We start from the raw sequence: 25282 nt of genomic DNA, 5'->3' as shown, positions 1-25282 counted from the left end.
CAACCGGTTCCAAGCATATCCCTCGCCGTTGATCCGTAGACCCTGCACGACCCGTGACACTATAAAGCTGGATTTTTTAGCGGAACATATCCTTATTAACGGCTTTTTCCATAGCCATTTTGGCGGTAATCAGGCCTTTATCAACCAGTTCTTTCATGTTCTGATCCAGCGTTTGCATGCCGTCCTTGCGTCCGGTTTGAATCGCAGAATACATTTGCGCGACTTTGGCTTCACGAATCAGGTTTCTGATAGCGGCAGTGCCGACCATGATTTCATGCGCGGCAACACGGCCTCCGCCGATTTTTTTAAGCAGCGTTTGCGAAATAACCGCCTGCAACGATTCAGACAGCATGGCCCGGACCATATCTTTTTCCGCGGCCGGAAATACGTCGATAATACGGTCGATGGTTTTAGCTGCGGAGGTGGTATGCAGTGTGCCGAACACAAGGTGGCCGGTTTCAGCCGCCGTCATGGCCAGCCGTATGGTTTCCAAATCGCGCATTTCGCCGACCAGGATAACATCCGGATCTTCACGCAGTGCTGAACGCAACGCTTCATTAAAACCGTGGGTGTCGCGCTTGATTTCCCGCTGGTTAATCAATGACTTTTGGCTCTCATGAACAAACTCGATAGGATCTTCTACGGTCAGGATATGCGCATAATCATTGCAGTTAATATGGTTGATCATCGCCGCCAGCGTAGTCGACTTGCCGGAGCCGGTAGGGCCGGTCACCAGAACCAGGCCACGCGGTTTTTGGCATAACTCTTCAAAAAATTTAGGCGCTTTCAGGTCTTCAAGGCTCAATATTGTCGAGGGAATGGTTCTGAATACCGCCGCCGCGCCGCGCTCCTGATTAAACGCGTTAACACGAAACCGGGCAACGCCGGGCAATGCAAACGAAAAATCGGTTTCAAGGAACTCTTCATAATCTTTGCGTTGCTGGTCATTCATAATGTCATAAATCAACGCATGGACTTCTTTATGATCCAGCGCGGGAATATTGATCCGCCGAATATCGCCGTCAACCCTGATCATAGGCGGGAGCCCCGCCGACAAATGTAAATCCGACGCTTTGTTTTTAGCTGAAAAAGCCAGTAATTCGGCGATATCCATAACATCCTCATGAAGACAAAAAAATTATCTTTATAGCATAGTTCATCTTTTTGTTTTTTGAATGTAGGGTGTTGTGTTAGCTTTTACGGATTGTGTTACTTAGTAATCGACAACCAACGCCCCATGACAAGCATAACCCAAAGACTCAAACAAATACGTTCGCAAATCCGCGATGCGGAACTCGTCTACAAGCGCCAACCGGGTTCGGTGCTGTTATTGGCCGTCAGCAAAACTAAACCGGCCGAAGATATTGCCGCCGCCTATCACGCCGGGCAGCGTCATTTCGGCGAAAATTATTTGCAGGAGGCCTTGAGAAAGCAGCAGGAATTGGGCGCTTATGATATTACCTGGCATTTTATAGGCCCCATACAGTCCAACAAAACCAAGGCGCTGGCGACGCATTTTGACTGGGTGCACAGCGTCGACAGTCTAAAAATAGCCACGCGCCTGAGCGAGCAGCGCCCAGCCCATTTGCCGCCATTGAATATTTGCCTGCAAGTCAATATCAGCGACGAACAGAGCAAATCCGGCATTACCCTGGCCGAACTGCCGCAACTGTATGAACAGATCGTCAGACTGCCTAACCTGAAACTGCGCGGCATCATGGCCATTCCAGCTCCGCAACAGGATTTTGAGCATCAACGCCAACCCTATAAAACACTTTATCAAGCCGTTGCAAAGCTTAATCGGCCCGAACTGGACACCTTTTCGTTCGGCATGACCGGGGATTTAAAAGCCGCGATCGCCGAAGGCTCCACTATCGTTAGAATCGGCACCGCGCTGTTTGGCGAGCGGGATTACGGTTGACAAAAGCTTCAACCGGTCACAATGGGGTTGATTCGATATAATGCTATAGTACAAAGATAATTGAGGAGGGGGCGATGACCGATAAGAATAATGAAAAACACAAAATAGTGATCGTTGGCGGCGGCGCGGCGGGTCTTGAGCTTGCTACCAGTCTGGGTAAAAAATTAGGCAAAAAAGGCCGAGCTGAGGTCATGTTGCTGGACGCATCGCCAACGCATATCTGGAAGCCGCTGTTGCATGAAGTGGCAGCAGGTACCTTGGATGAATCCGAACAGACTGAATATCTCGCCCAGGCGCACCGGAATCATTTTCGCTTCAGGCTGGGTAGGATGGAGGGCTTGAATCGGCAGAAAAAGGAAATTTATGTCAGTCCCACGCTGAGCGACAGCGGCGAAGAATTAATCCCCAGGCGGACGTTCAGTTACGATACACTGGTAATGTCGGTCGGCAGTATCAGCAACACCTTTAATATTAAGGGCGTCGCTGAACACTGTTTGTTCCTGGACACCACCGCACAGGCTTTTAAGTTTCAAAAGCAGTTGGTTGAATCGTATATCAAAAGCCATGCCGGCAAGAGTCATGCCGACGATAAGACCCTGTCTATCGTTATCATTGGCGCGGGAGCTACCGGCGTCGAGTTGTCGGCGCAATTGCACGAGGTAACCGATCTGCTGGCGGTTTACGGCCTGGATGAGTCCAGCGATGTGAAATTGACCATTATCGAAGCGGCTAATCAATTGTTGCCCGCATTGCCGGTCAAATTAGCCAATGCCACGCAACAGCAGCTGGTCAAGCTGGGCATTGACCTTAAGCTCGGCCGCCGGGTGATCGAGGTCACCAAGGAAGGGGTTCATACCCATGATGGCGAGATGATACCGGCGGACCTTAAAGTCTGGTCGGCGGGCATTAAGGCGCCGGATTGGATGCAAAATCTGGATGGGCTGGAAGTTAACAGGATTAATCAGCTGGTGGTCGATAAGACCTTAAAAACCAGCGACGATGATATTTTTGCCATCGGCGATTGCGCGGCCTGCCCTTGGCCGGGCCATGGTGCCAATGTGCCGCCGAGAGCGCAGGCAGCGCATCAACAGGCATCGACGTTGAGCAAATCGATAACCAACCGGTTGCGGGGCGGCAAGCCGGTGAAGTATGTCTACCTCGACTATGGGTCGCTGGTGGCATTGGGCAAATACACCACGGTCGGCAATTTGATGGGCAATCTGATGGGCTCGGTCAGTGTTGGGGGATTTATCGCCAGGGTGGTTTATCTGTCCTTGTATAAAATGCATCAGGTGGCTGTACATGGTTATTTTAGGACGGCAATGCTGACGCTTTCCAATTTATTCAGACGTAGCGCTCATGCAAAAATAAAAATGCATTAGAGCTTTTATGTGTCCGTGCCCGTTTTTATTTAACTCTTAATTACCTACATAACTATTTTTATAACCATTTACAAAGACCAAAGACATGTTTGAAATTGAATACGAATTCCGCGAAGAAGATTTAATCCATTTTAATGAAATGCAATTCATGAGAAATGAAGAGATACAAAGCAATATCAGGAAAAACCGTTGGATAGTGCCGGGCATTATGGGGCTGATCGGTTCGTTTTATTACTTCTACTATCAGGATATGAAGTCAGCGGGATACATTGTTGTTATTGCGGTGCTATGGGCATTGCTTTCGCCAAAAATAATGATGCTGGATTTGCGCAGGCAGATACTCAAAAACTATACCCCTAAAGAAAAGGTCAATATGTTCGGCACTTATACGTTGAGCATTGACCCCGCCAATCCCAACTACCTGCTGGAAAAATCGCCCAGCGGCAAGCATAAAATGGCTTGGGGCGAGCTGGTCAGGGTGGAATACGGTAAACGCTATGTATATATCTATATCAACTTAAGCACTGCGTTGGTAATTCCGGTAGAGACTGTCAAAAAAGGTAATCTTGAGCAATTTGCCGAGCAGGCGGAAAAGATGATTGAGCGGTTTGCGTAGAAACCCGAAGATACGATATGGACGGCTTTTGCCGCTCATATCGATTCCCGTATTGATAGCGTAATAATTTTCTATAAAGTAAAAAGCCATGATTACGGCAATATATGCATCATTATCAGCATTATTAATAGTAAGACTCTCTCTTTCGGTAATAAAACTTCGCAGAAAAAACCGGGTCAGTGTTGGTGATGGCGGAAATGAGGCCTTACAGTTAGCGATCCGCGCTCATTCAAATGCAGTGGAATATATTCCGATAGCGTTAATGCTTTTATTAATGCTCGAGTTAAACGGGGCGCCGAAAATATTGATTCATATATTGGGTGCCACGTTGTTAACCGGCCGAATATTGCATGCTATGGGGCTTCCCGCAAAGAACTTAAAGAAAAGAGTATTGGGCATGCAGATAACAATCTATCTGTTAATCGGCTTGGCGATACTGAATATATTATTGTTATTCCCAGCGTTTGCCGGGGCGCTTAAACTTTAGCAATTACGTCTGCTTTGGTTGATATCAAACATCAATCTACGAACTGAAAATTTTCACCTTGAACTTCAATGTTAAATTTTAGAAATATAACCCTTCGCCGTGGTGTGCGGGTGTTGTTTGCCAACTCTTCGTTCACCATTCACAAAGGCCAAAAAGTGGGTTTTACCGGCGCAAACGGCGCGGGCAAGTCCAGTTTTTTTGCGCTGGTCAGAGGCGACCTGCATTTGGACGAGGGCGATTTTTCGATGCCCCCGGGGCTGGAAATTGCTCACGTTGCCCAGGAAACGCCTGCCGTCGACCGCTCTGCTATCGATTATGTCATTGACGGCGATCAGCCGTTAAGACGCTTGCAAGCCCAGCTGCTCGCTGCCGAACAGGCCGATGACGGGCTAAAACAGGCCGAATTGCATGCCGCGTTGGACGTTATCGGCGGTTATAGTGCACAGGCCAGGGCTTCACGCTTAATGAACGGTTTGGGATTCAGCTCGGATCAGGAAAACAATGCCGTCAACTCGTTTTCCGGCGGCTGGCGGATGCGGCTTAATCTGGCCCAGGCCTTGATGTGCCGCTCGGATGTATTATTGCTTGATGAGCCGACCAACCATCTGGATCTTGATGCGGTGATTTGGTTGCAGGACTGGCTTTGCAAATATCCCGGTACTTTGTTGCTGATTTCTCATGACCGGGATTTTCTGGACACCATCGCCGACCATATCGTGCATATCGAGCAGAACAAGGCCGAAATTTATAGCGGCAACTATTCGGCTTTCGAACGGATGCGTGCCGAAAAGCTTGCGCAACAGCAGTCGTCTTATCTAAAGCAGCAACGCGAAATCGCCCATATGCAGAGCTTTGTTAACCGCTTCAAGGCGCAAGCGACTAAAGCAAGGCAAGCGCAAAGCCGGATCAAGGCCCTGGAGCGCATGGAGCTGATCGCTCAAGCGCATGTCGATTCGCCGTTTGATTTCAGCTTCGCCAAGCCGGGAAAAATGCCTAATCCTTTGTTAACGCTGGATAAGGTCGACATCGGCTACGGGCAAACCTGCGTGATTAAGCAGGCGGGGCTGTCCATATCGCCGGGCGACCGTATCGGCCTGCTCGGTCCGAATGGCGCGGGCAAGTCCAGCTTGATCAAGGTACTGGCAGGCGATATGCAGCCATTATCCGGCAATAGGAATGAAGCGGAAGCGTTAAAAATAGGCTATTTTGCCCAGCATCAACTGGAGCAACTGCGCATTGATGAAAGCCCGTTGTGGCATTTGCAGCAACTCGACAAGCAGGCGACCGAAAAGGATTTACGGAATTTCCTGGGCGGTTTCGATTTTTGCGGCGACAAAGTGCTGGAGGCTGTCAAACCCTTTTCCGGCGGCGAAAAAGCGCGTTTGGTGTTGGCGCTGCTGGTTTATCAAAATCCGAACCTGCTGCTGCTGGATGAGCCGACTAACCATCTGGATCTGGAGATGCGTCATGCTCTGAGCGTCGCCTTGCAGGATTATGAAGGCGCGATAGTGGTCGTTTCGCATGATCGGCATTTATTGCGCTCGGTAACCGATCAGTTATTATTGGTGTCCGGCGGCCAGGTACAGCCTTTCGATGGCGATCTTGAAGACTACCGGCTATGGCTGACGGAGCAGAAAAAAGGCGAAGAAAAAACCGTTGCTGAAGCTGTGTCGACGGTATCGCGAAAAGATCAAAGAAAGCTGGATGCAGAGCGCAGACAAAAACATAAGCCTTTATTTGATGCGCTTAAAAAAGCTGAAATCGCCGTTGAAAAATACCATAATGAACAGCGGCAACTGGAACAGCAACTGGCTGATCCTGCCATTTATGCGGAATCGGAAAAAGAGCAGTTAAAAAAGCTGATGGAACGCAAAGTAAACGTCGACAAGGCTTTGGATGAGGCGGAAGCGGCCTGGATGGAGGCTGAAGAAAATATTCAAGCGGCGCAATAATGAAAACGGTCTGTGCAGGCCGACCGGTTGGTCGCTCTCTGAGCAAGTCGTATGATCAAGACCCACGCATAGCAGGAAAAACCATGTTCGAGATCATAAAACTGTTATTTGATATCTGCCTGTTTAAAAAGGGGCCGCAGGACTTGCCATTTTCAGTATGGGTATGGCGGCTGTTAGTTGTTGGTGATGTTGTCGTCAGTTTCTTAATGATAAATATCCATACGGACCGGCTTAACTCACTGTTACAGTCTGTTGTTTCCGCTTTGTTGATCGTCGGATTTAGTTGGCTGATGTTATATGTAGGCCGAAAGCCGGAGCGATTTTACCAAACAAGCGGCGCCTTATTGGGTACTGATGCATTGATTAGTTTTTTTGCCCTGCCGGCGATAGCTTCAATGGCAATCGGAACAGGCTCTTTATTGGTATTTGCGGTAACGATGGTTTTAATGGCTTGGCATTGGCTGGTTACAGGACATATTTTTCGCAATGCGTTGGGACAAACCTGGACTTTTAGTTTAGGCTTGGCATTTTTATACATACTGGGATCTTATCAGGTGATAGCTTTGTTGTTTCCTGAAGTTGCCGGTGTTAAATAGGAGGGATCATGGAAAGCTATAAACACATATTACTGGCGGCTGACTTTTCCGAGCATGGCGAAGCTGTTGCCACCAGAGCGAAAGATTTAGCCGAGAGATACCAGGCAAAACTGAGTATTGTGCATGTAATGGATAATTTGCTGATTACCGATGCGGCTTATGGATCAACGATCCCTTTTGATCTTGATTTAACTGCCGAGTTAATGGCATCGGCAAAAAAGAGACTGGCCAACTTGGCTGACAAACTTAATATTGCTGAAGATTGTCGATGGATGGAAACGGGCAGCCCTAAATTGGAAATAATCAGGGTTGCAGAGGAAAACGAGGTGGATTTGATCGTGGTCGGCTCACACGGTCGGCATGGTTTCGCGCTGTTGCTGGGGTCGACCGCAAACGGCGTGTTGCATCACGCGCTGTGTGATGTTTTAGCCGTGCGATTGCAAAATGAGTGATTTGGTACTGGTGCTGTAGTATTCATAGGGTACTTGTATCCTGACGGTTATAAATGGCGGCCTATGGGCGTTCTAATTTTAAAGGTAGATAGTAAATGATTGGACAGATTGAAAGTTATGATCCCGATACGCAAACCGGGGTGATAAAAACGGAGAAAGAGTTGTTTACGTTTCATTTAGACGGATGGATTGCGGACGTGCCGCCGGAAGAAGGCGATGATGTTAGCTTTGACGCCGAAGGTACATTTGCACGCAATATTAATCTGGTGGGCGCATATTTGGAGCCGCCTAAAGCCGTTAAATATAAATACTTGGCCTCTGTGCTGGCATTGTTTTTAGGATGGACAGGGATACATAGGCTTTATTTGGGCTTTTATAAAATGGCCTTTATACAGTTAATGCTGACAGTGATACTTTATGTAACCGGACTGCCCGGGTTTGCGGCGCTCTGGGGTTTTATCGAAGGCATTCTGCTTTTTGGCGGACAGATCAACAAAGATGCTAAAGATCGTCCTTTAAAATAGCTTAAAAACAGCAAGACAAAAAAAAGCCCTTGTGAAGTTGTCACAAGGGCTTTTTTAAAGCTGCTTATTCCTTATTTGGAACTAACATTAACCGCAGTTAAGCCTTTTGGACCTGATTCAATATCAAAAGAGACTGTGTCGCCCTCAGTCAGAGTTTTAAATCCTTCGCCTTGAATAACTGAATGATGAACAAAAACGTCTTCGCCGCCATCAGCAGGTGCAATAAAACCAAAACCTTTCGTGTTGTTAAACCACTTTACGGTGCCTGTTGCCATTTTGAAACTCCTAAAATAAAAACTTACGGTTAACACAGAACTACAACATTGATAACCGGACAACCTAACAATTTAGGAATCCCTTAACTCAACATCTGTTTTCTGACTTGGGGTATTGTACTGTTTTTTTTATGATACTGTCATCAGCAGATTGTATAAAAAAGCCGCGCGCTGCTAAAGAATTGAGGCTGGATGCCGTGGTACAGAGAGGAGAAATAAACTGCGATATTTACCCGCTCAACGCTGACATAGCGCTACTAGCAATATATAAAGCCAGAGTAAAGAAATTTATAATTTATTGATCAATATGCTGATGACCGTCCAAACGCATGGGCGATAATTATTCATCTTCTTGCTGTTCAATTTTATTCAGCCGGGCTTCCGTTTTGAGATTATCGGGTGTTTGATAATCATTATCGGACTTAGGCACAAAAAGCTTTGAACATAACAATCCCAATTCGAACAACATCCACATCGGCACCGCCAACAAGGTTTGCGAGAGGGCATCGGGAGGGGTTAAAACGGCCCCTACGATAAACGCGCCGACGACCACATAAGGGCGTTTGTCGGCAAGATCAGCCGGAGTTACCATGCCGGTCCAAACCAATACGATGGTGAATATCGGCACTTCAAAGCATACGCCAAACGCAAAAAACATGGCTAAAACAAAATCCAGATACTTGGCAATATCGGTCATTACCGCTACTCCATCGGGTGCGGCGGCAGCCAAAAATTTAAAAACCAGTGGGAAAACCACGAAGTAGGCAAAAGCCACGCCTATGTAAAACAGTAGCGTGCTGGCGACCAGCAACGGCAAAATCATCCGCCGTTCCCGTTTATACAAGCCTGGTGCTACAAATGCCCAGAACTGGTAAAGAATAAAGGGAACGGAAATAAAAATCGAGAGTAGTAGCGCCAATTTAAACGGCGTGAAAAAAGGGGAGGCCACATCAATAGCGATCATCGTGCTATTTTTAGGCATGTACTTTAGCAAGGGTTCGGCTAGCAGGGTGTAAATTTCGTTAGCGTAGAAAGCCAACCCCAAAAATACCGCTAATACGAAAAAAACTATACGCAGCAACCGGTTGCGCAATTCAATGAGGTGGCTGATAAAAGGCAGTTCTCCGCCTCCGTCAAAGTTATTTTGGCTCATGCTGTTCGGCTTTGGATGTCGGTAACGACTCCTTATGTTGTTCTGGGTCGGTAACCGCCCTTGTATCCAGATTGTCCTGCGCCTCTGAAATCGTGGATTTCAGGGTGTTAGAGGTTTCATCCATTATTTGCTGAACTTCCGGCAAGCCGGACTGCTCTTTAAATATCTGGCGCATTTCTTCGGCATGCAGTTCCATCTTGATTTCTTCCTTGACGGAAGCCACCATATGGCGCGTCTTGCCTAGCCAGAACCCGACAACCCTAGCTACTTTGGGCAATCTTTCAGGACCTATCACCAATAAGCTGACCAGGCCGATCAGGCAAAGTTCCGAGAATCCTACATCAAACATAGGTGTTAATCTTTATCGTCTTTTTTGGAAGTGACTTCGCCTTCGATGGTTTCACTTTTATCTTCGGCGGGCTTGTCTTCTTCGCCTTCCTTCATGGCTGTGCGAAAGCCTTTGATGGCTCCGCCCAGATCGGAACCTATATTGCGTAGACGCTTGGTGCCGAATACAACAATGACGATGGCTAATACAACTAATAAGTGAGTAACGCTAAGACCCATTTCTAACTCCAATGGAGACCTTGCCAAGCAAAGTCATTATTTGTTACGTTGCGCCTTTTCTTCAAGGCCGGACAAACCGAAACGACGTTGCAGTTCCTGCAATACATCATCCGGTCCCAGTCCCTGATCGGCCAGCAACACCATGCAATGAAACCACAAATCGGCGGTTTCATAAATAATCTGTTTTTTATCGCCGTCTTTGGCGGCAATAACGGTTTCTGTGGCTTCTTCGCCGATCTTTTTCAGTATGCTGTCCAGTCCCTTGGCATACAGACTGGCGACATAAGATTTATCGGCAGATTCCAGTTTACGCTGTTCCAGAATTTGTGCCAGCTGTTGTAATACATCGCTCATGATTTTCTATAAATAGCTTCAGGATCTTTTAAAACCGGTTCTACGCTTTGCCATTGACCATCAACCAGGCTGCGATAAAAACAGCTTTCCCGGCCGGTATGGCAGGCAATGCCGCCTTCTTGTTCAATTTTAAGCAAAATGACGTCCTCATCGCAATCCAGAGCGATACCTAGCACTTTCTGCCTGTGCCCGGATTCTTCGCCTTTGCGCCATAACTTTCCGCGTGACCTTGACCAGTAAACCGCATAACCTTCTGCAACGGTTAAAGCCAATGACTCGCGATTCATCCAGGCGAACATTAATATTTTTCCGGTTTCCGCTTGTTGAGCGATAACCGGCACCAAGCCGTCGCCGGTCCAGCGGATCTCGTCCAGCCAGGAGGCGTTCACAGGCGTACCTCTATGCCGCGCGAGGCCATGCGCTGTTTGGCCTGTTCAATGGTGTATTCGGCAAAGTGGAAAATGCTGGCGGCCAATACCGCATCAGCCTTGCCTTCAAGAATACCATCGGCCAAATGATCCAAATTGCCAACGCCGCCGGATGCAATGACTGGTACCGTCACCGCCTCGCTGATAGCGCGGGTTAGCGGCAAATCAAAACCTTCACGGGTTCCGTCCCGATCCATGCTGGTTAACAGGATTTCCCCGGCACCATAGCCGACCATTTTCTTTGCCCATGCAATGGCATCAATGCCGGTGGGTTTACGCCCGCCGTGCGTAAAAATTTCCCATCGATTGGCTTCGCCTGGCTGGCTGACTTTTTTAGCGTCTATGGCTACTACGATGCATTGCGAGCCGAAACGCTCAGCTGCGTCACGGACAAATTCCGGATTTGCAACCGCGGCGCTGTTAATGCCGACTTTATCGGCCCCCGCGTTAAGCATACGGCGTATGTCTTCCAAAGTCCGGATACCGCCGCCGACCGTCAGCGGAATAAAGACTTCGCCGGCCACCTGCTCAACGACATGGACAATGGTGTCCCTGTTATCGTGCGTGGCGGTAATATCCAGAAAAGTGATTTCGTCAGCGCCTTCGCGATCATAACGTCGGGCAATTTCTACGGGATCGCCGGCATCGCGGATATCGACAAATTTTACGCCTTTAACGACGCGGCCATTATCGACATCCAAACAGGGGATAATGCGTTTGGCTAAGCTCATGGTTATTCGAATGATTCCGCTAATTTTTCGGCCGCTTCAAAATCCAGCGTGCCTTCGTAAATGGCCCGTCCGGTAATGGCGCCCATAATACCGTCGCCTGCGGCAGCGCCCAAGGCTTTGATGTCATCCATATTGGTAATGCCGCCGGAAGCGATAACGGGAATGCGGATCGCGCGCGCCAATCTGGCTGTCGCTTCGACATTAACTCCAGACATCATGCCGTCTCTGGAAATATCGGTGTAGATAATGGCTTCTACGCCGTATTCCTCAAAATGTTGAGCCATGTCGATTACGTCGTGTTTGGATAATTTGGACCAGCCGTCAATAGCCACTTTGCCGTCTTTTGCATCCAGTCCGACGATGATGCGGCGTGGATATTCCAGCGCCATATCCCTGACAAAATGCGGTTCATTAACGGCCTTGGTGCCGATAATGACGTATTCGACGCCAGCGTTAAGATAAGCCTGAATGGTTTCTTCATCGCGAATACCGCCGCCTATCTGTACCGGTACATTGGGGTAGGCTTCGACGATGGCATGAATCACATCGGCATTTCTTGGTTTTCCGGCAAACGCGCCATCCAGGTCTACCAAATGAATTCTTTTTGCGCCGGCGGCAACCCACTTGCCGGCTACGGCGACCGGGTCATCGGAAAAAACCGTATCATCATCCATTCGTCCCTGACGCAAACGAACACATTTTCCCTCTTTCAAATCGATTGCAGGTATTAGCAACATAACTTATAAAATCCTCAACGGCATGTAATTATTATAGAGGCGGATTGTCCGCCCAAAGACGAAATACCTAGAAGGCACAATTGAATCCATTCTTACGCTTGTCCATCCCAATGCATGAAATTTTTCAGTAGCTGCAAGCCGACGGCCTGGCTTTTTTCGGGGTGAAATTGTACGGCAAAGATATTGTCTTGTGCCAAAGCGCAGGTAAATGCATTCGGGTATTGTGTAGTCGCCGCCATTATCGCTGCATCATCCGGCTGCGCATAATAACTATGAACAAAATAAAAGCGGCTGTCTTGGGGGATATTTTCCCATAACGGATGGTGTTGCAGTTGATGGACCTGATTCCAGCCCATGTGCGGAATTTTGAGCGAATTGCCGTCGCTGTCTTTTAGCGATTCAGGGAAATGTGCAACGTGCCCGGGAAAAACGTCCAGGCATTTTATACCGCCGTTTTCTTCGCTATCGGTCAATAAAGCCTGCATGCCTAAGCAAATTCCCAGCAAAGGTTTGCTTTTGGCAACCTGCTGGATAACATCGGATAAGCCCGATTGATTGAGTGCCTGCATACAATCCCGTATTGCACCGACACCGGGAAAAACCACCCGGTCAGCACGGAGGATAGAGTCGGCATCGGACACGCACGCAACATCGACTTCAGGCGCTGCATGTTGCAGGGCCTTTACGATGGAGTGCAGGTTGCCCATTCCATAATCAATTACAGCGACAGAAGACATAAGAAATACAGGCTAAAAGTTAGAGGTTAAAGAGTGCCCTTGGTAGATGGCATCATGCCTGCCATACGCGGGTCGGCGGTAATCGCCATGCGTATGGCTCGGCCCATGGCTTTAAAGATGGTTTCTGCAACATGGTGGGCATTTGCGCCTTTCAAATTGTCGATATGTAAACTCACTCCGGCATGATTGACAAAGCCCTGGAAAAATTCGCGGAACAAATCCACGTCAAAACTGCCGATCATGGCCTTTGGGTATTTAACTTCATAAAATAATCCGGGGCGTCCGGAAAAATCAATCACAACCCGCGATAAGGCTTCATCCAACGGCACATAGGCATGGCCGTAGCGGTAAATGCCTTTTTTGTCTTGCATGGCCTTGGCAAACGCTTGGCCTAAGGTAATGCCGATGTCTTCAACCGTGTGGTGGTCATCAATATCCAAATCGCCCTTGGCTTCAATGTCCATATCAATCAGGCCATGTCTGGCAATCTGGTCGAGCATGTGTTCAAGAAAAGGTACGCCGGTTGAAAACGAGGATTTACCCGAACCATCCAGGTTAATTTTGATTTTAATTTGAGTTTCAAGCGTATTTCGCTCTACTTCTGCTGTACGTTGATCCATGTTTGTATTACTTATATTAAAGACTGGCAATATATTACTATGCCAAGCAAGATTTTGCAGCGTTTGTTATTTGCACTGTCGAACTTACTCGGCCCTTGATGCATATGTAATTTTGAGCGTACATCATATTCAGCTTTGGCTGGCTTTTTTTATGGTTATTTTCTGAGACAATAGCCATGTCACCAAAAGAGAAGATGGATTTTAAGAAAGTTCAACAAGATGTTGCCAAGGAGGGAATAAAGTGCCAACCAAGCAGGTGACTTTTAGTCCCAGCACATACCCTTGTGTTCTGGGACTTTTTTTTGAATAAAAGCCCATCATACCCATCGCACAATCGACTCCCCGCATATTGCGGACAAGTTTATCCTTTGCCTTTTCTGCTATTAAATGTGGTTTTTTAATAGTGTGCTACCTTTAAAGTTAGGGTATTTGGTTAAGTTAAACATAAAGCGCTTCTTATTGGTGCTGATAATCAGATAATTAAAAACGGCTGGTTTCTTAATATCTTTATTCTTGAAGGCCGAAATAATTCTCCAAGGAGCACGCTGTGAATGATGAGTCGCCTACAGATGTTCTGACATTTAAGCTTGTCGATGACGGCAAGTTGCTTGCAATATTTGAAGCGTGCGAGTGCAAACCTCCGCTAGATAAAGCAATAATCAAAGATGCACTGGCTGAACAAGGTTTGTCCAGCCTGTTTCTGTATGAAAACTCCCTCCCGGATTTGATAAAAAAGTATAGCGAGGCTACTGAAGGCTTTGTGCTGGAAATCGGTGAGCGCAGAGATGGTATATGTATACTTAAAATCGATGACGATAAAATGGCCGCCAAGCTTACTTTAATCCCTCCCTATGGCGGAACTCCAGTCGGTCTGCTTCAAATTCAGCAAGCTTTACAGGAAAAAGGGGTAGTCAAGGGCATCATAAAGAATGAAATCGAGGCCGCCTTAAAAGAAGGCTACGCCACAGAACGTGTCATCGCCCAAGGAGCGCAGCCTGTACGTGGCATTGACGCACGGTTTCAGAGTCTGATACCGCAAATAAGAGAACGGAAACCCCGAATAGACGAGCGCGGTATCGTCAATTACCGCGATCTTGGGCAGCTGATTGTCGTAAAGCCTGGCGATCCGTTGATGTGCCGTACTCCGCCCACCGAGGGCGAAAAAGGCTGGGACATTACCGGACAAGTAGTTATGCCTCAACCCGGACAGGACATACCGTTTGCCTCGGGGTTGCAAGGTGTAGAGTTGGATTCGGATGACGAGCTTGATCCTGATAATAACAGTCTGCTGTTGGCAGCTATCGCTGGTCAGCCAAAGTTGGTTCCTAATGGTGTTGTGGTGGAACCTACTATTGCTCTACCGCAGGTGGATATTTCAACCGGCAATATGCGCTTCGATGGCACTATCAATATTAAAGGCGACGTCAAGGAAGGGATGAAAATTCACGTGACGGGAGATGTGTTCGTGGGAGGTACCGTCGAAGCGGCAGAAATTGAAGCGGGTGGGAATGTCGTTATAAAAGGCGGTGTAATCGGCCATAGTGAACAGAGCGGCGATCCAAGCGAAGATCTCATCTTTAACGCGAAAATTATCAGCAAAGGTTCAATCAGTGCGCGTTTTGCCGAAAATGTCTCTATGAATGCGGGCATCGATATCATCATTGAAGAATTCTCCATGCATAACCATTTGACCGCTCTTAATCGGATCTTGGTGGGGAAATCAGGCGGGAAAAAAGGCCGTATTATCGGCGGCATTACCTGTGCACCCGCTTTGGTAAAAACAGCGATAATTGGTTCAAGCGCCGGCTTTGTAACCAAGGTCAGGGCGGGTTTCAACCCTTACCTTCAGGCGAAGATAGACAAGTTTAAGCTCAAGATTGATGCGAACGAAAAAGAGCAGGGGGACATCAGAAAAATTATTGCTTTTATTTCAATGCATCCCGAAAAGGACAAGAATGGTTTACTGAATAAGCTCTTTCACACCCGGGAAAAACTCGAAGTTGACCGCGCTCAGCTTCATGCCGATCGCATCCATTTGCTGTCGGAAATAACCCTTGCCGAGCACGTTCAAGTGATTGCGGAAGAAGCCGTCCATTGCGGTGCCGAAATCCAGATTGGAAATTCTATTTGGAAAAATAATGAAGAACGTGGCAAAGGTGTTTTTAGAATCGTTGAGGGCGAAATTGATTTTGACAATACCATGTTGAGCATCAACGGATCAAACTGAGATAGAAGATTTATAGCCGGGCGTGATTATTGATAAGGGATGTAACTGCTTATTTTCGGTGTGGTAAAATTCCTGAAATATTCAAAGTGGGTAGCTTATTTTAGTTTGCCTGCTTATTTATCGTTATGAACAGGCTATAACATTAGAGGAAATATCATGAAATTCAGTCCATGCGTTGATAAATGTACTTACGAAGGAACTCACTGTGAAGGCTGCGGTCGAACACACAAAGAAATAGCCGAAACTAAAAAGTTGGTCATGGCGGTAGTGAATTTTGCCCAAGAGCAGGAGTATGAAAATATTGAGGATTTTGCCAACGCTATCGGTCAAAGCGTACTGAAAAAGCTAAAGAAATCTGCGGCGGGAAAATAGTGGCGTTACGCCCAAATAGTTATGATATTCACTCCTGAAATTATCGGCTATTTAGCCGCAACACTGACCACAGGTTCATTCGTGCCGCAGGCCGTATTGACAATAAAAACCAGGGATACCGAATCTCTTTCCCTGGGCATGTACAGCACCTTTACCTTGGGCGTGTTGTGCTGGCTGATTTACGGCATTCATCTCGGCGATATGGCCATCATCATTGCAAACTCGATAACGCTGCTGTTGGCTGCGTCGATACTAAGCTTCAAAATCTACAATTTAGTTCGCAACAACAAAACCTAGGCAAATTTAGAGCTGCTGAAGAATCTCCAGCGCATTGCCGTCCGGATCACGGCAAAATAGCGCTTTCCGGCCGGATTTGCTCAGGGTGTAGGCGATACCGTTTTGTTCGAGCGCTTCCCGGACCGGCTCCAGATCCGGCACGCTTAAGGCAATATGCCGGTCGCGCCCGCCATGTTCGGGGCGGCCGGTTGTCGGGTCAGGATTTTTAAGTTCCAGCAAGTGAATCTGTTGAGCGCCCAATTGTAACCAGGCGCCGGGAAAACCCAGATCCGGCCGGGCGGTCTGTGGCATGTCAAGAATGTCGCAGTAAAATTTCAACGATGCCGTCGTATCGGCAACAACGAGACTGGCATGATGCATGGTGAAATTAAATTTTGACATTAGACTATCCAAAACAGTTGCCATGAATTACAAGTTTTTTACTTTTTCCAATACTTCCTGGGCGTGACCTTCGGGCGTAACGCCGTAAGCCACATCAACCAATTCGCCTTGCTTGTTGATAATGAACGTGGAGCGAAGAATCGCCATGCTTTTAACGCCGTTCTTTTCCCGTTCCTGCCATACGCCATAGCTTTCGCAGAGTTTGCCGTCTTCGTCGGCCAGCAAATCCACTTTCAATCCGTATTTGTTAATGAAATCTGTATGGCTGGCGCAAGTATCCTTGCTGACACCGATAACCACGGTGTCCGCCTTGGCAAATTCCTCCGCAAGCTGGGTGAACTGGTTGGCTTCTATGGTGCAGCCGGGGGTGTCATCCTTGGGATAAAAATACAAAACCACATTCTTTTTGCCCAGATAATTGGACAAATTGACCGTTTCATTAAATTGATTTTTTACACTGAACTGCGGGGCTTGCTGGTGTTGTTCTAACATGGGAATCTCCTTGCGAGTTCACGGATAGTTAAAAGCCTGAAGCCGCAGTGTAAGCGCAATCAAAGTTTCACTGCAAGCCTCATAAAACCTGGATATGTGTACGTTATTTAGACTGGAACGTGGAAAAATCTCTTTTATTCACCACGAAGGCACGAAGGACGCGAAGTTTTATTTCTTCGCGTCCTTCGTGCCTTCGTGGTGAGATATTTAGATGGAAACTACAATCACGCCTTATTCTCGCCGCCGAACAGCTCCAGCAAACGCGGAAAGAAGTTTGACAGTTCCAGCGACATGATCGAAAAATCCACATCGAACTGCTCGGCTTCAGAGCCTGATTCAGTATCGGCCACCTGATCCTGAATCAAATCAAGAAACTTCAGGCGTTTAATGGCCAGATTCTCATCGATAATGAAAGCAATGCGATCGGCCCAATTCACGGCCAGTTTGATAACTTCCTTGCCGGTATCCAGATGATTTTTAATTTCCGGCAGGCTCAGGTCATGGCGCTTGCAGCGAATAATGCCGCCTTCCTCTTCCGGTGAGCGCAATTCGCACTCGTCTTCAATCGTGATATCGTCCGGCGCCTGATTATTGACCAGCCACTCGGTCATGATTTTAACCGGTTTTTCGATAGTATTAAGCGGAACGGCCGGCAACGAACCCAGGCATTTGCGCAAGCTGCTCAGCAAATCTTCGGCTTTTTTTGCGGAAGCCGCATCGACGATCAGCCAGCCGCCTTTAGGGTCGATATAGGCGTAAGTCTTGTTCGAGAACGTGAAAGCTCTGGGCAATAACTCAAAGATAAGCTCATCTTTGATAGCGGTGCGTTCTTTTTTAGATAATTTGCGCCCTTGTTGTTCTTCGGTTTCAAGAATCTTTTCCTGCATCATTTCATTGACGACAGACGCAGGCAGGACTCTTTCCTCTTTTTTTCCGCACAACATCAAAAAGCCGTTCGCGCTATGCACCAGTTGCTCAGACGATTTTCCCAACGGTGACGTCCAGCCAAAAGTGAATTCCTCATGACTGCCGCAGGGGCGAAAAGCCATTTGTTCAAGTTTTTGTTCCAGGTCTGCTGGAGCTAGAGTGAAATCTTCAGTAAGACGGAAAATGCTTAGATTCTTAAACCACATGTGCAACGGATACCTTGTAAATAAAATGACTGCGCATTATCGCAAATTTGACGGCATAAAAATAATGTAAATTTTAAGAATGGGGGTAATTTAAGCAGTTTCAAAACCATATCAACTTAGCCGCCATCACAAACAACAGCAGCGAAAAATAGCGTTTTAATTCCTCGGCAGGCAGTTTATGAGCCAGTTTGGCGCCTATCGGGGCGGTATAGATGCTGGTCAGTATGATGCCCAGAAAAGCAGGCAGGTAGATATAGCCTAAACTCCACTCCGGCAATTGCAATGCATCCCGACCCAACAGGGCATAACTCAACGTTCCTGCCAAGGCTATCGGCAAGCCGCAGGCGCTGGCTATCGCGACTGCGTTTCGCATAGGCGTTTGGAAATGGACTAAAAATGGCACTGTCAGTGTGCCTCCGCCTATGCCGAGTAATGATGACAGCAGTCCCATGATGACTGCCGCACCGAAATCCAGTTCTTTGGATGGTTGTTCTCGTCCGGGTTTAGGCTTCCATTTCAAAGCCATTTGCACACCTACGGAAACTAAGTAGATGATGAAGATAGAGCGTAACAGGTCAGCGTCTATATGATCCGCGACCACGGCTCCGATAGCCGAACCGACCATAATTCCTGGGGCCAGGGCCTGAACTCTATACCACAAAACGGAATTCAATCGATGATGCGCCAGTACTGAAGCAATCGAGGTGAAAATAATGGTCGCCAGCGAGGTTGCCACCGACATGATCATGGTCAGTTCGGAGGGAAACCCTTGCCCCGCAAATAATACGGCTAAAACCGGCACAATAATAAGGCCGCCACCTATTCCGAAAAGGCCTGCCATGAGCCCAGAAACAGCGCCCAGTACAAGGCTGGCTAAAAAAATTGCTATCATTTTGTTTCCCTGATTATAGGTTGGGTGATGCGTCGGACGCACGGCCATTATGCCTTTTTTCGAATGCAGCTGTGTTATTCTAGGGCATTGTTAAACGGCTTGAGCGACTAAGTGGAAATATACCTTGTTGGCGGCGCAGTGCGCGATCAATTACTGGGGCTTCCGGTCAAGGAGAAGGACTGGGTGGTGATCGGCGAGACCCCGGAATCCATGGTGCGTCAGGGTTTTAGACCGGTGGGCAAGGATTTTCCGGTATTCCTGCATCCGCAAAGCCAGGAAGAATACGCGCTAGCCAGAACCGAAAGAAAAACCGCGCCCGGTTATAAAGGCTTTACGGTGCATGCAGCGCCTGATGTCAGCCTGGAGCAGGATTTAATCCGCCGCGACCTGACTATCAATGCCATGGCAATGACGCCAGAAGGACAGCTTGTTGACCCTTACGGCGGGCAGGGCGATCTTGAAAAACGCATTTTCCGGCATATCTCGCCGGCCTTTGCCGAAGATCCGGTGCGGATATTGCGCATCGCCCGTTTTGCGGCAAGGTATCAGCATCTCGGCTTTACGTTGGCCGAGGAAACCAAGGGCTTGATGCAAGCCATGGTGACGGCAGGGGAGGTGGATCATCTGGTGCCCGAGCGGGTATGGGCGGAATTGTTTAAAGCGCTTAATGAAAAATCGCCCAGCGCTTTTTTCTATACCTTAAAAGATTGCTCGGCGCTGGATAAAATCTTGCCGGAAATAGCTTGCTTATTCGGCGTGCCGCAGCCGGAAAAATATCACCCGGAAATCGATACCGGCGTTCATGTCATGCTCTGCCTGGAGCAGGCGGCGCTGTTGTCACCCAACCCCGAAGTGCGATTTGCGGCATTGGTTCATGATCTGGGCAAGGGCGTGTCGCCCAAAGCACATTGGCCGCATCATCATGGGCATGAAACCCAAGGGCTGCCGATTCTGGAACAAATGTGCCTCCGCTTGCGTGTGCCCAACGCGTTTAAGGCTCTGGCCTTGCAGGTCATGCAATACCATAGCCATTGTCATCGGGCTTTCGAATTACGCGCTTCAACGTTAACCGATACGCTGACCGCTCTGGGGGCATTCAAGCCGGTCAATAAATTGCCTGAGTTTTTGCTGGCCTGCGAGGCGGATGCCAAAGGCCGGGCCGGGCTTGAAAATGTCCCTTATCATCAAGCCAAACTGCTGAGCGGTGCAGCCAGGGCGGGAGCATCGATCGATACTTCGTCTATTCTGAACGGCGAACTTAAAGGCGCACAGATCGGCGAAGCGATTCGGCGCTTGCGGATCAAGGCCGTCAGCGAGTTTATTAGAGCGTCTGCATCGGCTAGGGGTGTTGAATAATGCCGCAAAGATTATTATAGTTAGGCTCCTTTTATTATCCTGACATCATAATCATGCCTTCTTTCGACATCATTTCAGAATTCGATAAACACGAGCTTACTAACGCCGTTGACCAAGCCAATAAGGAAGTCAGCACGCGCTTTGATTTTAAGGGCACCGACTCAAGCTTTGAACTGAATGACGATAAAGTGATTATGATCTCCCAATCGACGTTCCAGTTACAGCAAATGTTCAGAGTTATCTGCGCAAAACTCACGCGGCGCGGCATTGATATAGCTTGCATGGAGACAGGTGATGCAAAGCCTAGCGGTAAGGGGATGCGTCAGGAAATCACTATGAAGCAGGGGCTGGATAAGGAGATGGCTAAAAAAATCGTTAAATTGATTAAAGATAAAAAGCTGAAAGTTCAGGCCGCCATTCAGGGCGACCAGGTCAGGGTGACCGGCAAAAGCCGCGATGATCTGCAAGACGTAATTAAAATGCTCAGGGAAGAGAAGCTGGACATGCCGTTGCAGTTTGAAAATTTCAGGGATTGAGATTTATCCCCGAACCTTTTTGTAAACAAAATAGCCGATGAGGGCGAGGCTGAGCCAGCCGGTAACCAATGGGCCGATGACGCCATCATAGCTGCTGACCAGATACAGATATTCCGAGCTGGAATCAGTATTAAATAAACTCTTGCTCATCTTGATTTGCCACACCCAGCAGGTATGGCAGCCGATACATAAGCCCAGGCTTTGTTTGATGTTTGTCCTGAGCACGCCAAGAAAGATACCCACCATCAGCAAAGCTAAAAATGTCGACAGGATTTGCGGGTTCATTAAATTGGCAAAGGCTTCGCCTAGCAAGGTAAAGCCGCTGAATAAGTCGGCTTGTTGCAAAGGTATTTCGGTTTTGCTGTCCAGGAAATGCAGCGCTGCATAATAAGCTGAGCTGATAATAATTGCCGCAATGACCGGCAAGTTCTTTTTTAAACCGGCGAAGAGAATGCCCCGGAAAATAGGCTCTTCAATCATCGAAATCAACAACGCAAGCAACAACGAGATAAGCGCTTTTTCAGCCAGTAAACCGGCAGTCCAATGCTGCGTCTGATCAATGATATGGATGCCAAGCGCATATTCGGCGATAAACACCGGCATCAACGTTGCAAATCCCAAGCCGAACCCCAGCAATACTTGCTTAAAAAATACCGCTTTTGCAGCAAAGCCTAGATCGGTCTTGCTCAATTTCAGATAAGCCATGGCTGGAAAAATACTCAGCACCAAAAACAGCTGCGTCGATTTGGTGATTACTTTGGATAAAGGAAACCGGCCGTCAATACCCTGGAAAATAAAATAGCCTACGATGCAGGCTAACGATGAAGCTGCCAGCAATACTAGCAGCGGCACTATTGAATAAATAATTTTCCTGATCATCCGTTATTTCCTTTGCCGAAATCGCCCCATAACAGCTGCACGGCGGCCAAGGCGGCAATGGATGCGGTTTCTGTTCTTAATATGCGGGCGCCCAGGCGGACGGGTATAAAGCCGGAGGCTTTGGCTATGTCCCGTTCCTGACTGGAAAAGCCGCCTTCGGGGCCGGTGAGTAAGGTGACTGTCACTGCGTCGGGTTTTAAATCCATTAATGTCGTTTCCGCGTAGGGGTCGAGAAATACTTTCAGTCCCTGTTGGATGTTCACCCAGTCTTGCAGCCGCTCAACTTCCGGCATTGCGGGCAGGGCGGTTCTGCCGCTTTGTTCGGCGGCATGTTGGACGATTTTTTGCCAGTGCAACAGGCGTTGCGGTTTTTTTTCGCCTTTGAATTGCACCAGGCAGCGCTCGGTCAATAACGGTGTGATGTGGTTGACGCCCAGCTCCACGGCTTTTTGCACCGTCAAATCCATCCGGTCGCCTCGTGAGATGCCCAGACCCAAGATGACCTGCAACGGCGATTCCACACTACGGTCATCCCATTGCCCGACGGCAATCAGCACGGCTTTTCGGCTGACTTCGGCAACGGTGCCCAAATACTCACCGCCGTGCCCGTTAAATAGAATGATCGGGTCGTCTTTTTTTAACCGCAACACCGTTCTGACATAATGCCCGTTGTCATCATCCAGTTCGACCAAGTTGCCCGTGGCCAGCGGTGCCGGCGTATATAATCTGGAAACTCGCATAATCAGTCCTTAACTGCCTGTTGTATGCCTTGCCATGCAACTTCAGCAATCAATAATAGTTCATCCTCGGTGACAATATAGGGCGGCATGAAATAAATAACGTTGCCCAAGGGGCGCAGTAATACGCCTTTGGACAGCGCGTACTGATAGACTTTGAGTCCACGGCGCTCCTGCCAGGGATAGGGTTCGCGGGTATGTTTGTTTTTGACCAGTTCAATCGCCAGGATCATGCCCGTTTGCCTGACTTCAGCGACATGCGGATGGTCATGGAAACGCGCTGCCGCTTTCGCCATGCTGTCAGCCAACGAGCGGTTTTTTTCGATGATGTTGTGTTGCCGGAAAATATCGATGGTCGCAATGCCTGCCCTGCAAGCCAGAGCATTGCCGGTATAGCTGTGCGAATGCAAAAACGCGCTCATCGTTTGATAATCGGCATAAAAGGCCTGATAGACCTGATCGGTGGTCAACACTGCCGACAACGGTAAATAGCCGCCGGTTAAGCCTTTGGACAGGCACATGAAATCGGGGCTGGTTGCCGCCTGTTCGCAGGCAAACAAGGTCCCGGTGCGCCCGAAGCCGACCGCGACTTCATCGGCGATCAAATGCACTTGGTATTTGTCGCAAGCGGCGCGAAGTAATTGCAAATAGACTGGGTCATACATGCGCATATTGCCGGCGCATTGCACCAAGGGTTCGATGATAACCGCACACACCGTATTGCTGTGTTGTTGCAGCGTCTCCTCCATCAGCGTGAAGCGGCGGGTGGAATAATCTTCCCATGATTCGCCGGGTTCGCGGTGGTAACAGTCCGGACCGGGTACGGTGATGACGTCCATTAATAACGGTGCGTAAGTTTCCTTATAGAGCGATACGTTGCCGACGGCCAGCGCACCCAAGGTTTCACCGTGATAGCTGTTTTCCAGGGTGATGAATTTGGTCTTTTGGATTTGCCCGAGGTTGCGCCAATAGTGAAAGCTCATCTTGAGCGCGACTTCCACCGCAGCAGAACCATTGTCGGCATAAAAACAGCGGCTTAGTCCTGGCGGGGTTATTTCGATTAGTTTTTCCGCCAGTTCGACTGCGGACGCATGGGTGAATCCGGCGAAAATCACATGCTCCAGGGTATCGAGTTGGTCTTTTAATGCCGCATTAATGGCAGGATTGGCATGGCCGAATAGATTCACCCACCATGAGCTGATCGCATCGAGATAGCGGTTGCCGTCAAAATCCTCCAGCCAAACGCCTTGCCCTTTTTTGATCGGTATAAGCGGGAAAGTTTCGTGATCTTTCATTTGCGTGCAAGGATGCCACACTACGGAAAGGTCACGGTTGGAAAGGGATTGGTTGGACGACATAAGCTAGCTGCGCTCAGGTTTGGTGGACGTTCCCAATCGGGCTTGGGAACGGTGTAATTCTTGCTGCAAATACGGGTTGGGAGCGCGGCCTTGTGTTTAGTCTTTGGGTTTGATATGCAAATTTTCCAAAATCGCCAGGGTGGGCGCAGCCTGGTTCATTGTATAAAAATGCAGTCCCGGCGCGCCGCCTTCCAGTAAGCGTTGGCACAGGCTGCTGACCACGTCCAGGCCGAATTTCTGTATTGATTCCCGATCATCGCCAAAGCTTTCCAGGCGTTTTCTGAGCCAGCGGGGGATGTCCGCGCCGCACATTTCCGAAAAGCGGAACAACTGCGTGTATTGGGTAATCGGCATAATACCGGGTACGATGGGGATGGTTATGCCATTTTTTTCGCAGCTATCAACAAAATAAAAATACGCTTCAGCATTGTAAAAATACTGGGTAATGGCCGCGTTGGCGCCCGCTGTTGCCTTGCGCTTGAAGTTGTTGAAGTCTTCCGCACCGCTGGCAGCTTGCGGATGCACTTCGGGATAGGCGGCAATATGAATCTGGAAATGGTCGCCGGTTTCCTGGCGGATAAATTCGACCAGCTCATTAGCGTAGCGAAATTCTCCGGCTGACATGGTGCCGGATGGCAAATCGCCTCTTAATGCGACAATTTTAGTGATGCCATGATCCTGGTAGTCTTTCAGAATCGCCCGGATATTGGCTTTGGTTGAGGCAACACAGGACAAATGCGGTGCAGCAGCTATGCCTTTGGATTGAATATCAATGACCGTAGCGAAGGTTTTGTCGCGGGTCGAGCCGCCTGCGCCAAAGGTAACGGAAAAAAAGTCCGGATTGAGTTTTGCCAGTTTGCTATGAACAACTTGCAGGTTTACAGCGCCTTCTTCGGTCTTCGGCGGGTAAAATTCGAAACTAAATAGTTGGGGATGCTTTTGCATTTTTACGGTCTCACTGCCGGGAATCAAACGACTGTAGCTACAGATGTCTGTCGAAATGTATCGTTCCCGCGGTTTCTGTCGAGATGCCGCTGTGGACGCATTGCAGTCCGCATCGCCGAAGCGACACGGACCGCATTCCCACGGA

Annotated in this window: 32 protein-coding genes; 13 read left to right on the top strand and 19 right to left on the bottom strand. The window is 48.4% G+C overall.

Annotated elements, in window-relative coordinates; all coding sequences use genetic code 11:
• Positions 1 to 76: 76 nt before the first annotated feature.
• A complete protein-coding gene (locus M0R47_RS10430; protein WP_292554122.1) occupies positions 77 to 1114 on the bottom strand; it encodes a type IV pilus twitching motility protein PilT in 1038 nt (345 codons plus the stop codon).
• A 123-nt stretch (positions 1115 to 1237) separates the two neighbouring features.
• Between M0R47_RS10430 and M0R47_RS10425 the strand changes: the two genes are divergently transcribed.
• The 8 genes from M0R47_RS10425 (at position 1238) to M0R47_RS10390 (ending at position 7930) form a co-directional block, all read left to right on the top strand.
• Positions 1238 to 1921 carry a YggS family pyridoxal phosphate-dependent enzyme gene (locus M0R47_RS10425; protein ID WP_292554119.1) on the top strand — a complete coding sequence of 228 codons (684 nt, stop codon included), beginning with the start codon at positions 1238 to 1240 and terminating at the stop codon, positions 1919 to 1921.
• Positions 1922 to 1995: 74 nt separating this feature from the next.
• Complete coding sequence (locus M0R47_RS10420; RefSeq protein WP_292554116.1) at positions 1996 to 3303, top strand: NAD(P)/FAD-dependent oxidoreductase; 1308 nt, start codon at positions 1996 to 1998, stop codon at positions 3301 to 3303.
• Between the two features lie 85 nt (positions 3304 to 3388).
• Entirely contained in the window at positions 3389 to 3919 is a 531-nt protein-coding gene (locus M0R47_RS10415) for a YcxB family protein (RefSeq protein WP_292554114.1), read from the top strand.
• An 88-nt stretch (positions 3920 to 4007) separates the two neighbouring features.
• The gene (locus tag M0R47_RS10410; protein ID WP_292554111.1) at positions 4008 to 4406 is read left to right on the top strand and encodes an MAPEG family protein; all 399 of its coding nucleotides are present in this window, start codon (positions 4008 to 4010) and stop codon (positions 4404 to 4406) included.
• Positions 4407 to 4474: 68 nt separating this feature from the next.
• Positions 4475 to 6358, top strand: a complete 1884-nt coding sequence (locus M0R47_RS10405) for an ATP-binding cassette domain-containing protein (protein ID WP_292554108.1) — start codon at positions 4475 to 4477, stop codon at positions 6356 to 6358.
• 83 nt (positions 6359 to 6441) lie between these two features.
• On the top strand, positions 6442 to 6954 hold the full coding sequence (locus M0R47_RS10400; RefSeq protein WP_292554106.1) for a hypothetical protein: 513 nt from the start codon (positions 6442 to 6444) through the stop codon (positions 6952 to 6954).
• 8 nt (positions 6955 to 6962) lie between these two features.
• Positions 6963 to 7406 carry a universal stress protein gene (locus tag M0R47_RS10395; RefSeq protein ID WP_292554102.1) on the top strand — a complete coding sequence of 148 codons (444 nt, stop codon included), beginning with the start codon at positions 6963 to 6965 and terminating at the stop codon, positions 7404 to 7406.
• Positions 7407 to 7501: 95 nt separating this feature from the next.
• On the top strand, positions 7502 to 7930 hold the full coding sequence (locus M0R47_RS10390; RefSeq protein ID WP_292554099.1) for a TM2 domain-containing protein: 429 nt from the start codon (positions 7502 to 7504) through the stop codon (positions 7928 to 7930).
• A 71-nt stretch (positions 7931 to 8001) separates the two neighbouring features.
• Here M0R47_RS10390 and M0R47_RS10385 read toward each other — a convergent pair whose 3' ends face one another.
• The 10 genes from M0R47_RS10385 to hisB all read right to left on the bottom strand — a co-directional run bounded on the left by M0R47_RS10385 (position 8002) and on the right by hisB (position 13532).
• Positions 8002 to 8205: a cold-shock protein gene (locus M0R47_RS10385; RefSeq protein WP_292554096.1), complete on the bottom strand. Its 204-nt coding sequence runs from the start codon at positions 8203 to 8205 to the stop codon at positions 8002 to 8004.
• A gap of 340 nt (positions 8206 to 8545) precedes the next feature.
• Positions 8546 to 9358 (bottom strand): twin-arginine translocase subunit TatC, encoded by an 813-nt coding sequence (gene tatC, locus M0R47_RS10380; RefSeq protein ID WP_292554094.1) that lies wholly within the window; start codon positions 9356 to 9358, stop codon positions 8546 to 8548.
• Positions 9345 to 9707 (bottom strand): Sec-independent protein translocase protein TatB, encoded by a 363-nt coding sequence (gene tatB / locus M0R47_RS10375; protein ID WP_292554091.1) that lies wholly within the window; start codon positions 9705 to 9707, stop codon positions 9345 to 9347. Before tatB ends, tatC begins: the two co-directional genes overlap by 14 nt.
• 5 nt (positions 9708 to 9712) lie before the next feature.
• Positions 9713 to 9925, bottom strand: a complete 213-nt coding sequence (tatA, locus tag M0R47_RS10370; RefSeq protein WP_292554088.1) for a Sec-independent protein translocase subunit TatA — start codon at positions 9923 to 9925, stop codon at positions 9713 to 9715.
• A 36-nt stretch (positions 9926 to 9961) separates the two neighbouring features.
• Entirely contained in the window at positions 9962 to 10279 is a 318-nt protein-coding gene (locus tag M0R47_RS10365; RefSeq protein WP_104424462.1) for a phosphoribosyl-ATP diphosphatase, read from the bottom strand.
• A complete protein-coding gene (hisI, locus tag M0R47_RS10360) occupies positions 10276 to 10668 on the bottom strand; it encodes a phosphoribosyl-AMP cyclohydrolase (protein WP_292554081.1) in 393 nt (130 codons plus the stop codon). The genes M0R47_RS10365 and hisI overlap by 4 nt, the downstream gene beginning before the upstream one ends.
• Positions 10665 to 11438, bottom strand: a complete 774-nt coding sequence (hisF, locus tag M0R47_RS10355) for an imidazole glycerol phosphate synthase subunit HisF (RefSeq protein ID WP_292554078.1) — start codon at positions 11436 to 11438, stop codon at positions 10665 to 10667. Before hisF ends, hisI begins: the two co-directional genes overlap by 4 nt.
• A 2-nt stretch (positions 11439 to 11440) precedes the next feature.
• Positions 11441 to 12175: a 1-(5-phosphoribosyl)-5-[(5-phosphoribosylamino)methylideneamino]imidazole-4-carboxamide isomerase gene (gene hisA / locus M0R47_RS10350; protein ID WP_292554075.1), complete on the bottom strand. Its 735-nt coding sequence runs from the start codon at positions 12173 to 12175 to the stop codon at positions 11441 to 11443.
• A gap of 92 nt (positions 12176 to 12267) precedes the next feature.
• Positions 12268 to 12912 (bottom strand): imidazole glycerol phosphate synthase subunit HisH, encoded by a 645-nt coding sequence (gene hisH / locus M0R47_RS10345; protein ID WP_292554073.1) that lies wholly within the window; start codon positions 12910 to 12912, stop codon positions 12268 to 12270.
• 26 nt (positions 12913 to 12938) lie between these two features.
• Positions 12939 to 13532, bottom strand: a complete 594-nt coding sequence (hisB, locus tag M0R47_RS10340) for an imidazoleglycerol-phosphate dehydratase HisB (RefSeq protein WP_292554070.1) — start codon at positions 13530 to 13532, stop codon at positions 12939 to 12941.
• A 547-nt stretch (positions 13533 to 14079) separates the two neighbouring features.
• Here hisB and M0R47_RS10335 point away from each other — a divergent pair.
• The 3 genes from M0R47_RS10335 (at position 14080) to M0R47_RS10325 (ending at position 16428) form a co-directional block, all read left to right on the top strand.
• Positions 14080 to 15759, top strand: coding sequence for a FapA family protein (locus M0R47_RS10335; protein WP_292554068.1), 1680 nt, complete (start codon positions 14080 to 14082; stop codon positions 15757 to 15759).
• A gap of 156 nt (positions 15760 to 15915) precedes the next feature.
• On the top strand, positions 15916 to 16131 hold the full coding sequence (locus M0R47_RS10330; RefSeq protein WP_292554065.1) for a DUF1289 domain-containing protein: 216 nt from the start codon (positions 15916 to 15918) through the stop codon (positions 16129 to 16131).
• Positions 16132 to 16152: 21 nt separating this feature from the next.
• Complete coding sequence (locus M0R47_RS10325; protein WP_292554062.1) at positions 16153 to 16428, top strand: SemiSWEET transporter; 276 nt, start codon at positions 16153 to 16155, stop codon at positions 16426 to 16428.
• 6 nt (positions 16429 to 16434) lie between these two features.
• Here M0R47_RS10325 and M0R47_RS10320 read toward each other — a convergent pair whose 3' ends face one another.
• The 4 genes from M0R47_RS10320 to M0R47_RS10305 form a co-directional block, all read right to left on the bottom strand.
• Complete coding sequence (locus M0R47_RS10320; RefSeq protein WP_292554060.1) at positions 16435 to 16809, bottom strand: VOC family protein; 375 nt, start codon at positions 16807 to 16809, stop codon at positions 16435 to 16437.
• A gap of 27 nt (positions 16810 to 16836) precedes the next feature.
• Positions 16837 to 17301 carry a peroxiredoxin gene (locus tag M0R47_RS10315; RefSeq protein WP_292554057.1) on the bottom strand — a complete coding sequence of 155 codons (465 nt, stop codon included), beginning with the start codon at positions 17299 to 17301 and terminating at the stop codon, positions 16837 to 16839.
• A 224-nt stretch (positions 17302 to 17525) separates the two neighbouring features.
• Complete coding sequence (rdgC, locus tag M0R47_RS10310; protein WP_292554054.1) at positions 17526 to 18434, bottom strand: recombination-associated protein RdgC; 909 nt, start codon at positions 18432 to 18434, stop codon at positions 17526 to 17528.
• Positions 18435 to 18534: 100 nt separating this feature from the next.
• Positions 18535 to 19326, bottom strand: a complete 792-nt coding sequence (locus M0R47_RS10305; RefSeq protein WP_292554051.1) for a sulfite exporter TauE/SafE family protein — start codon at positions 19324 to 19326, stop codon at positions 18535 to 18537.
• A 111-nt stretch (positions 19327 to 19437) separates the two neighbouring features.
• On the opposite strand from M0R47_RS10305, the gene M0R47_RS10300 reads away from it, so the two are divergent.
• Together M0R47_RS10300 and M0R47_RS10295 are read left to right on the top strand one after the other, a co-directional pair.
• Positions 19438 to 20682, top strand: coding sequence for a multifunctional CCA addition/repair protein (locus M0R47_RS10300; protein ID WP_292554049.1), 1245 nt, complete (start codon positions 19438 to 19440; stop codon positions 20680 to 20682).
• A gap of 53 nt (positions 20683 to 20735) precedes the next feature.
• The gene (locus M0R47_RS10295) at positions 20736 to 21218 is read left to right on the top strand and encodes a YajQ family cyclic di-GMP-binding protein (protein ID WP_292554046.1); all 483 of its coding nucleotides are present in this window, start codon (positions 20736 to 20738) and stop codon (positions 21216 to 21218) included.
• A gap of 3 nt (positions 21219 to 21221) precedes the next feature.
• Here the strand turns inward: M0R47_RS10295 and M0R47_RS10290 are convergent, their stop codons facing one another.
• The 4 genes from M0R47_RS10290 to metF all read right to left on the bottom strand — a co-directional run bounded on the left by M0R47_RS10290 (position 21222) and on the right by metF (position 25137).
• Complete coding sequence (locus M0R47_RS10290; protein WP_292554045.1) at positions 21222 to 22097, bottom strand: CPBP family intramembrane glutamic endopeptidase; 876 nt, start codon at positions 22095 to 22097, stop codon at positions 21222 to 21224.
• Positions 22094 to 22837, bottom strand: coding sequence for a 16S rRNA (uracil(1498)-N(3))-methyltransferase (locus tag M0R47_RS10285; protein WP_292554041.1), 744 nt, complete (start codon positions 22835 to 22837; stop codon positions 22094 to 22096). The genes M0R47_RS10290 and M0R47_RS10285 overlap by 4 nt, the downstream gene beginning before the upstream one ends.
• A gap of 2 nt (positions 22838 to 22839) precedes the next feature.
• A complete protein-coding gene (locus M0R47_RS10280; protein WP_292554038.1) occupies positions 22840 to 24192 on the bottom strand; it encodes an adenosylmethionine--8-amino-7-oxononanoate transaminase in 1353 nt (450 codons plus the stop codon).
• 96 nt (positions 24193 to 24288) lie between these two features.
• The gene (gene metF / locus M0R47_RS10275) at positions 24289 to 25137 is read right to left on the bottom strand and encodes a methylenetetrahydrofolate reductase [NAD(P)H] (protein ID WP_292554036.1); all 849 of its coding nucleotides are present in this window, start codon (positions 25135 to 25137) and stop codon (positions 24289 to 24291) included.
• Positions 25138 to 25282 lie beyond the last annotated feature (145 nt).

The organism is Methylobacter sp. (assembly GCF_023227905.1).
Classification (GTDB): Bacteria; Pseudomonadota; Gammaproteobacteria; order Methylococcales; family Methylomonadaceae; genus Methylobacter_A.
Note: the sequence above shows the minus strand (reverse complement) of the source record. Positions and strands in the feature narration are given on the sequence as shown.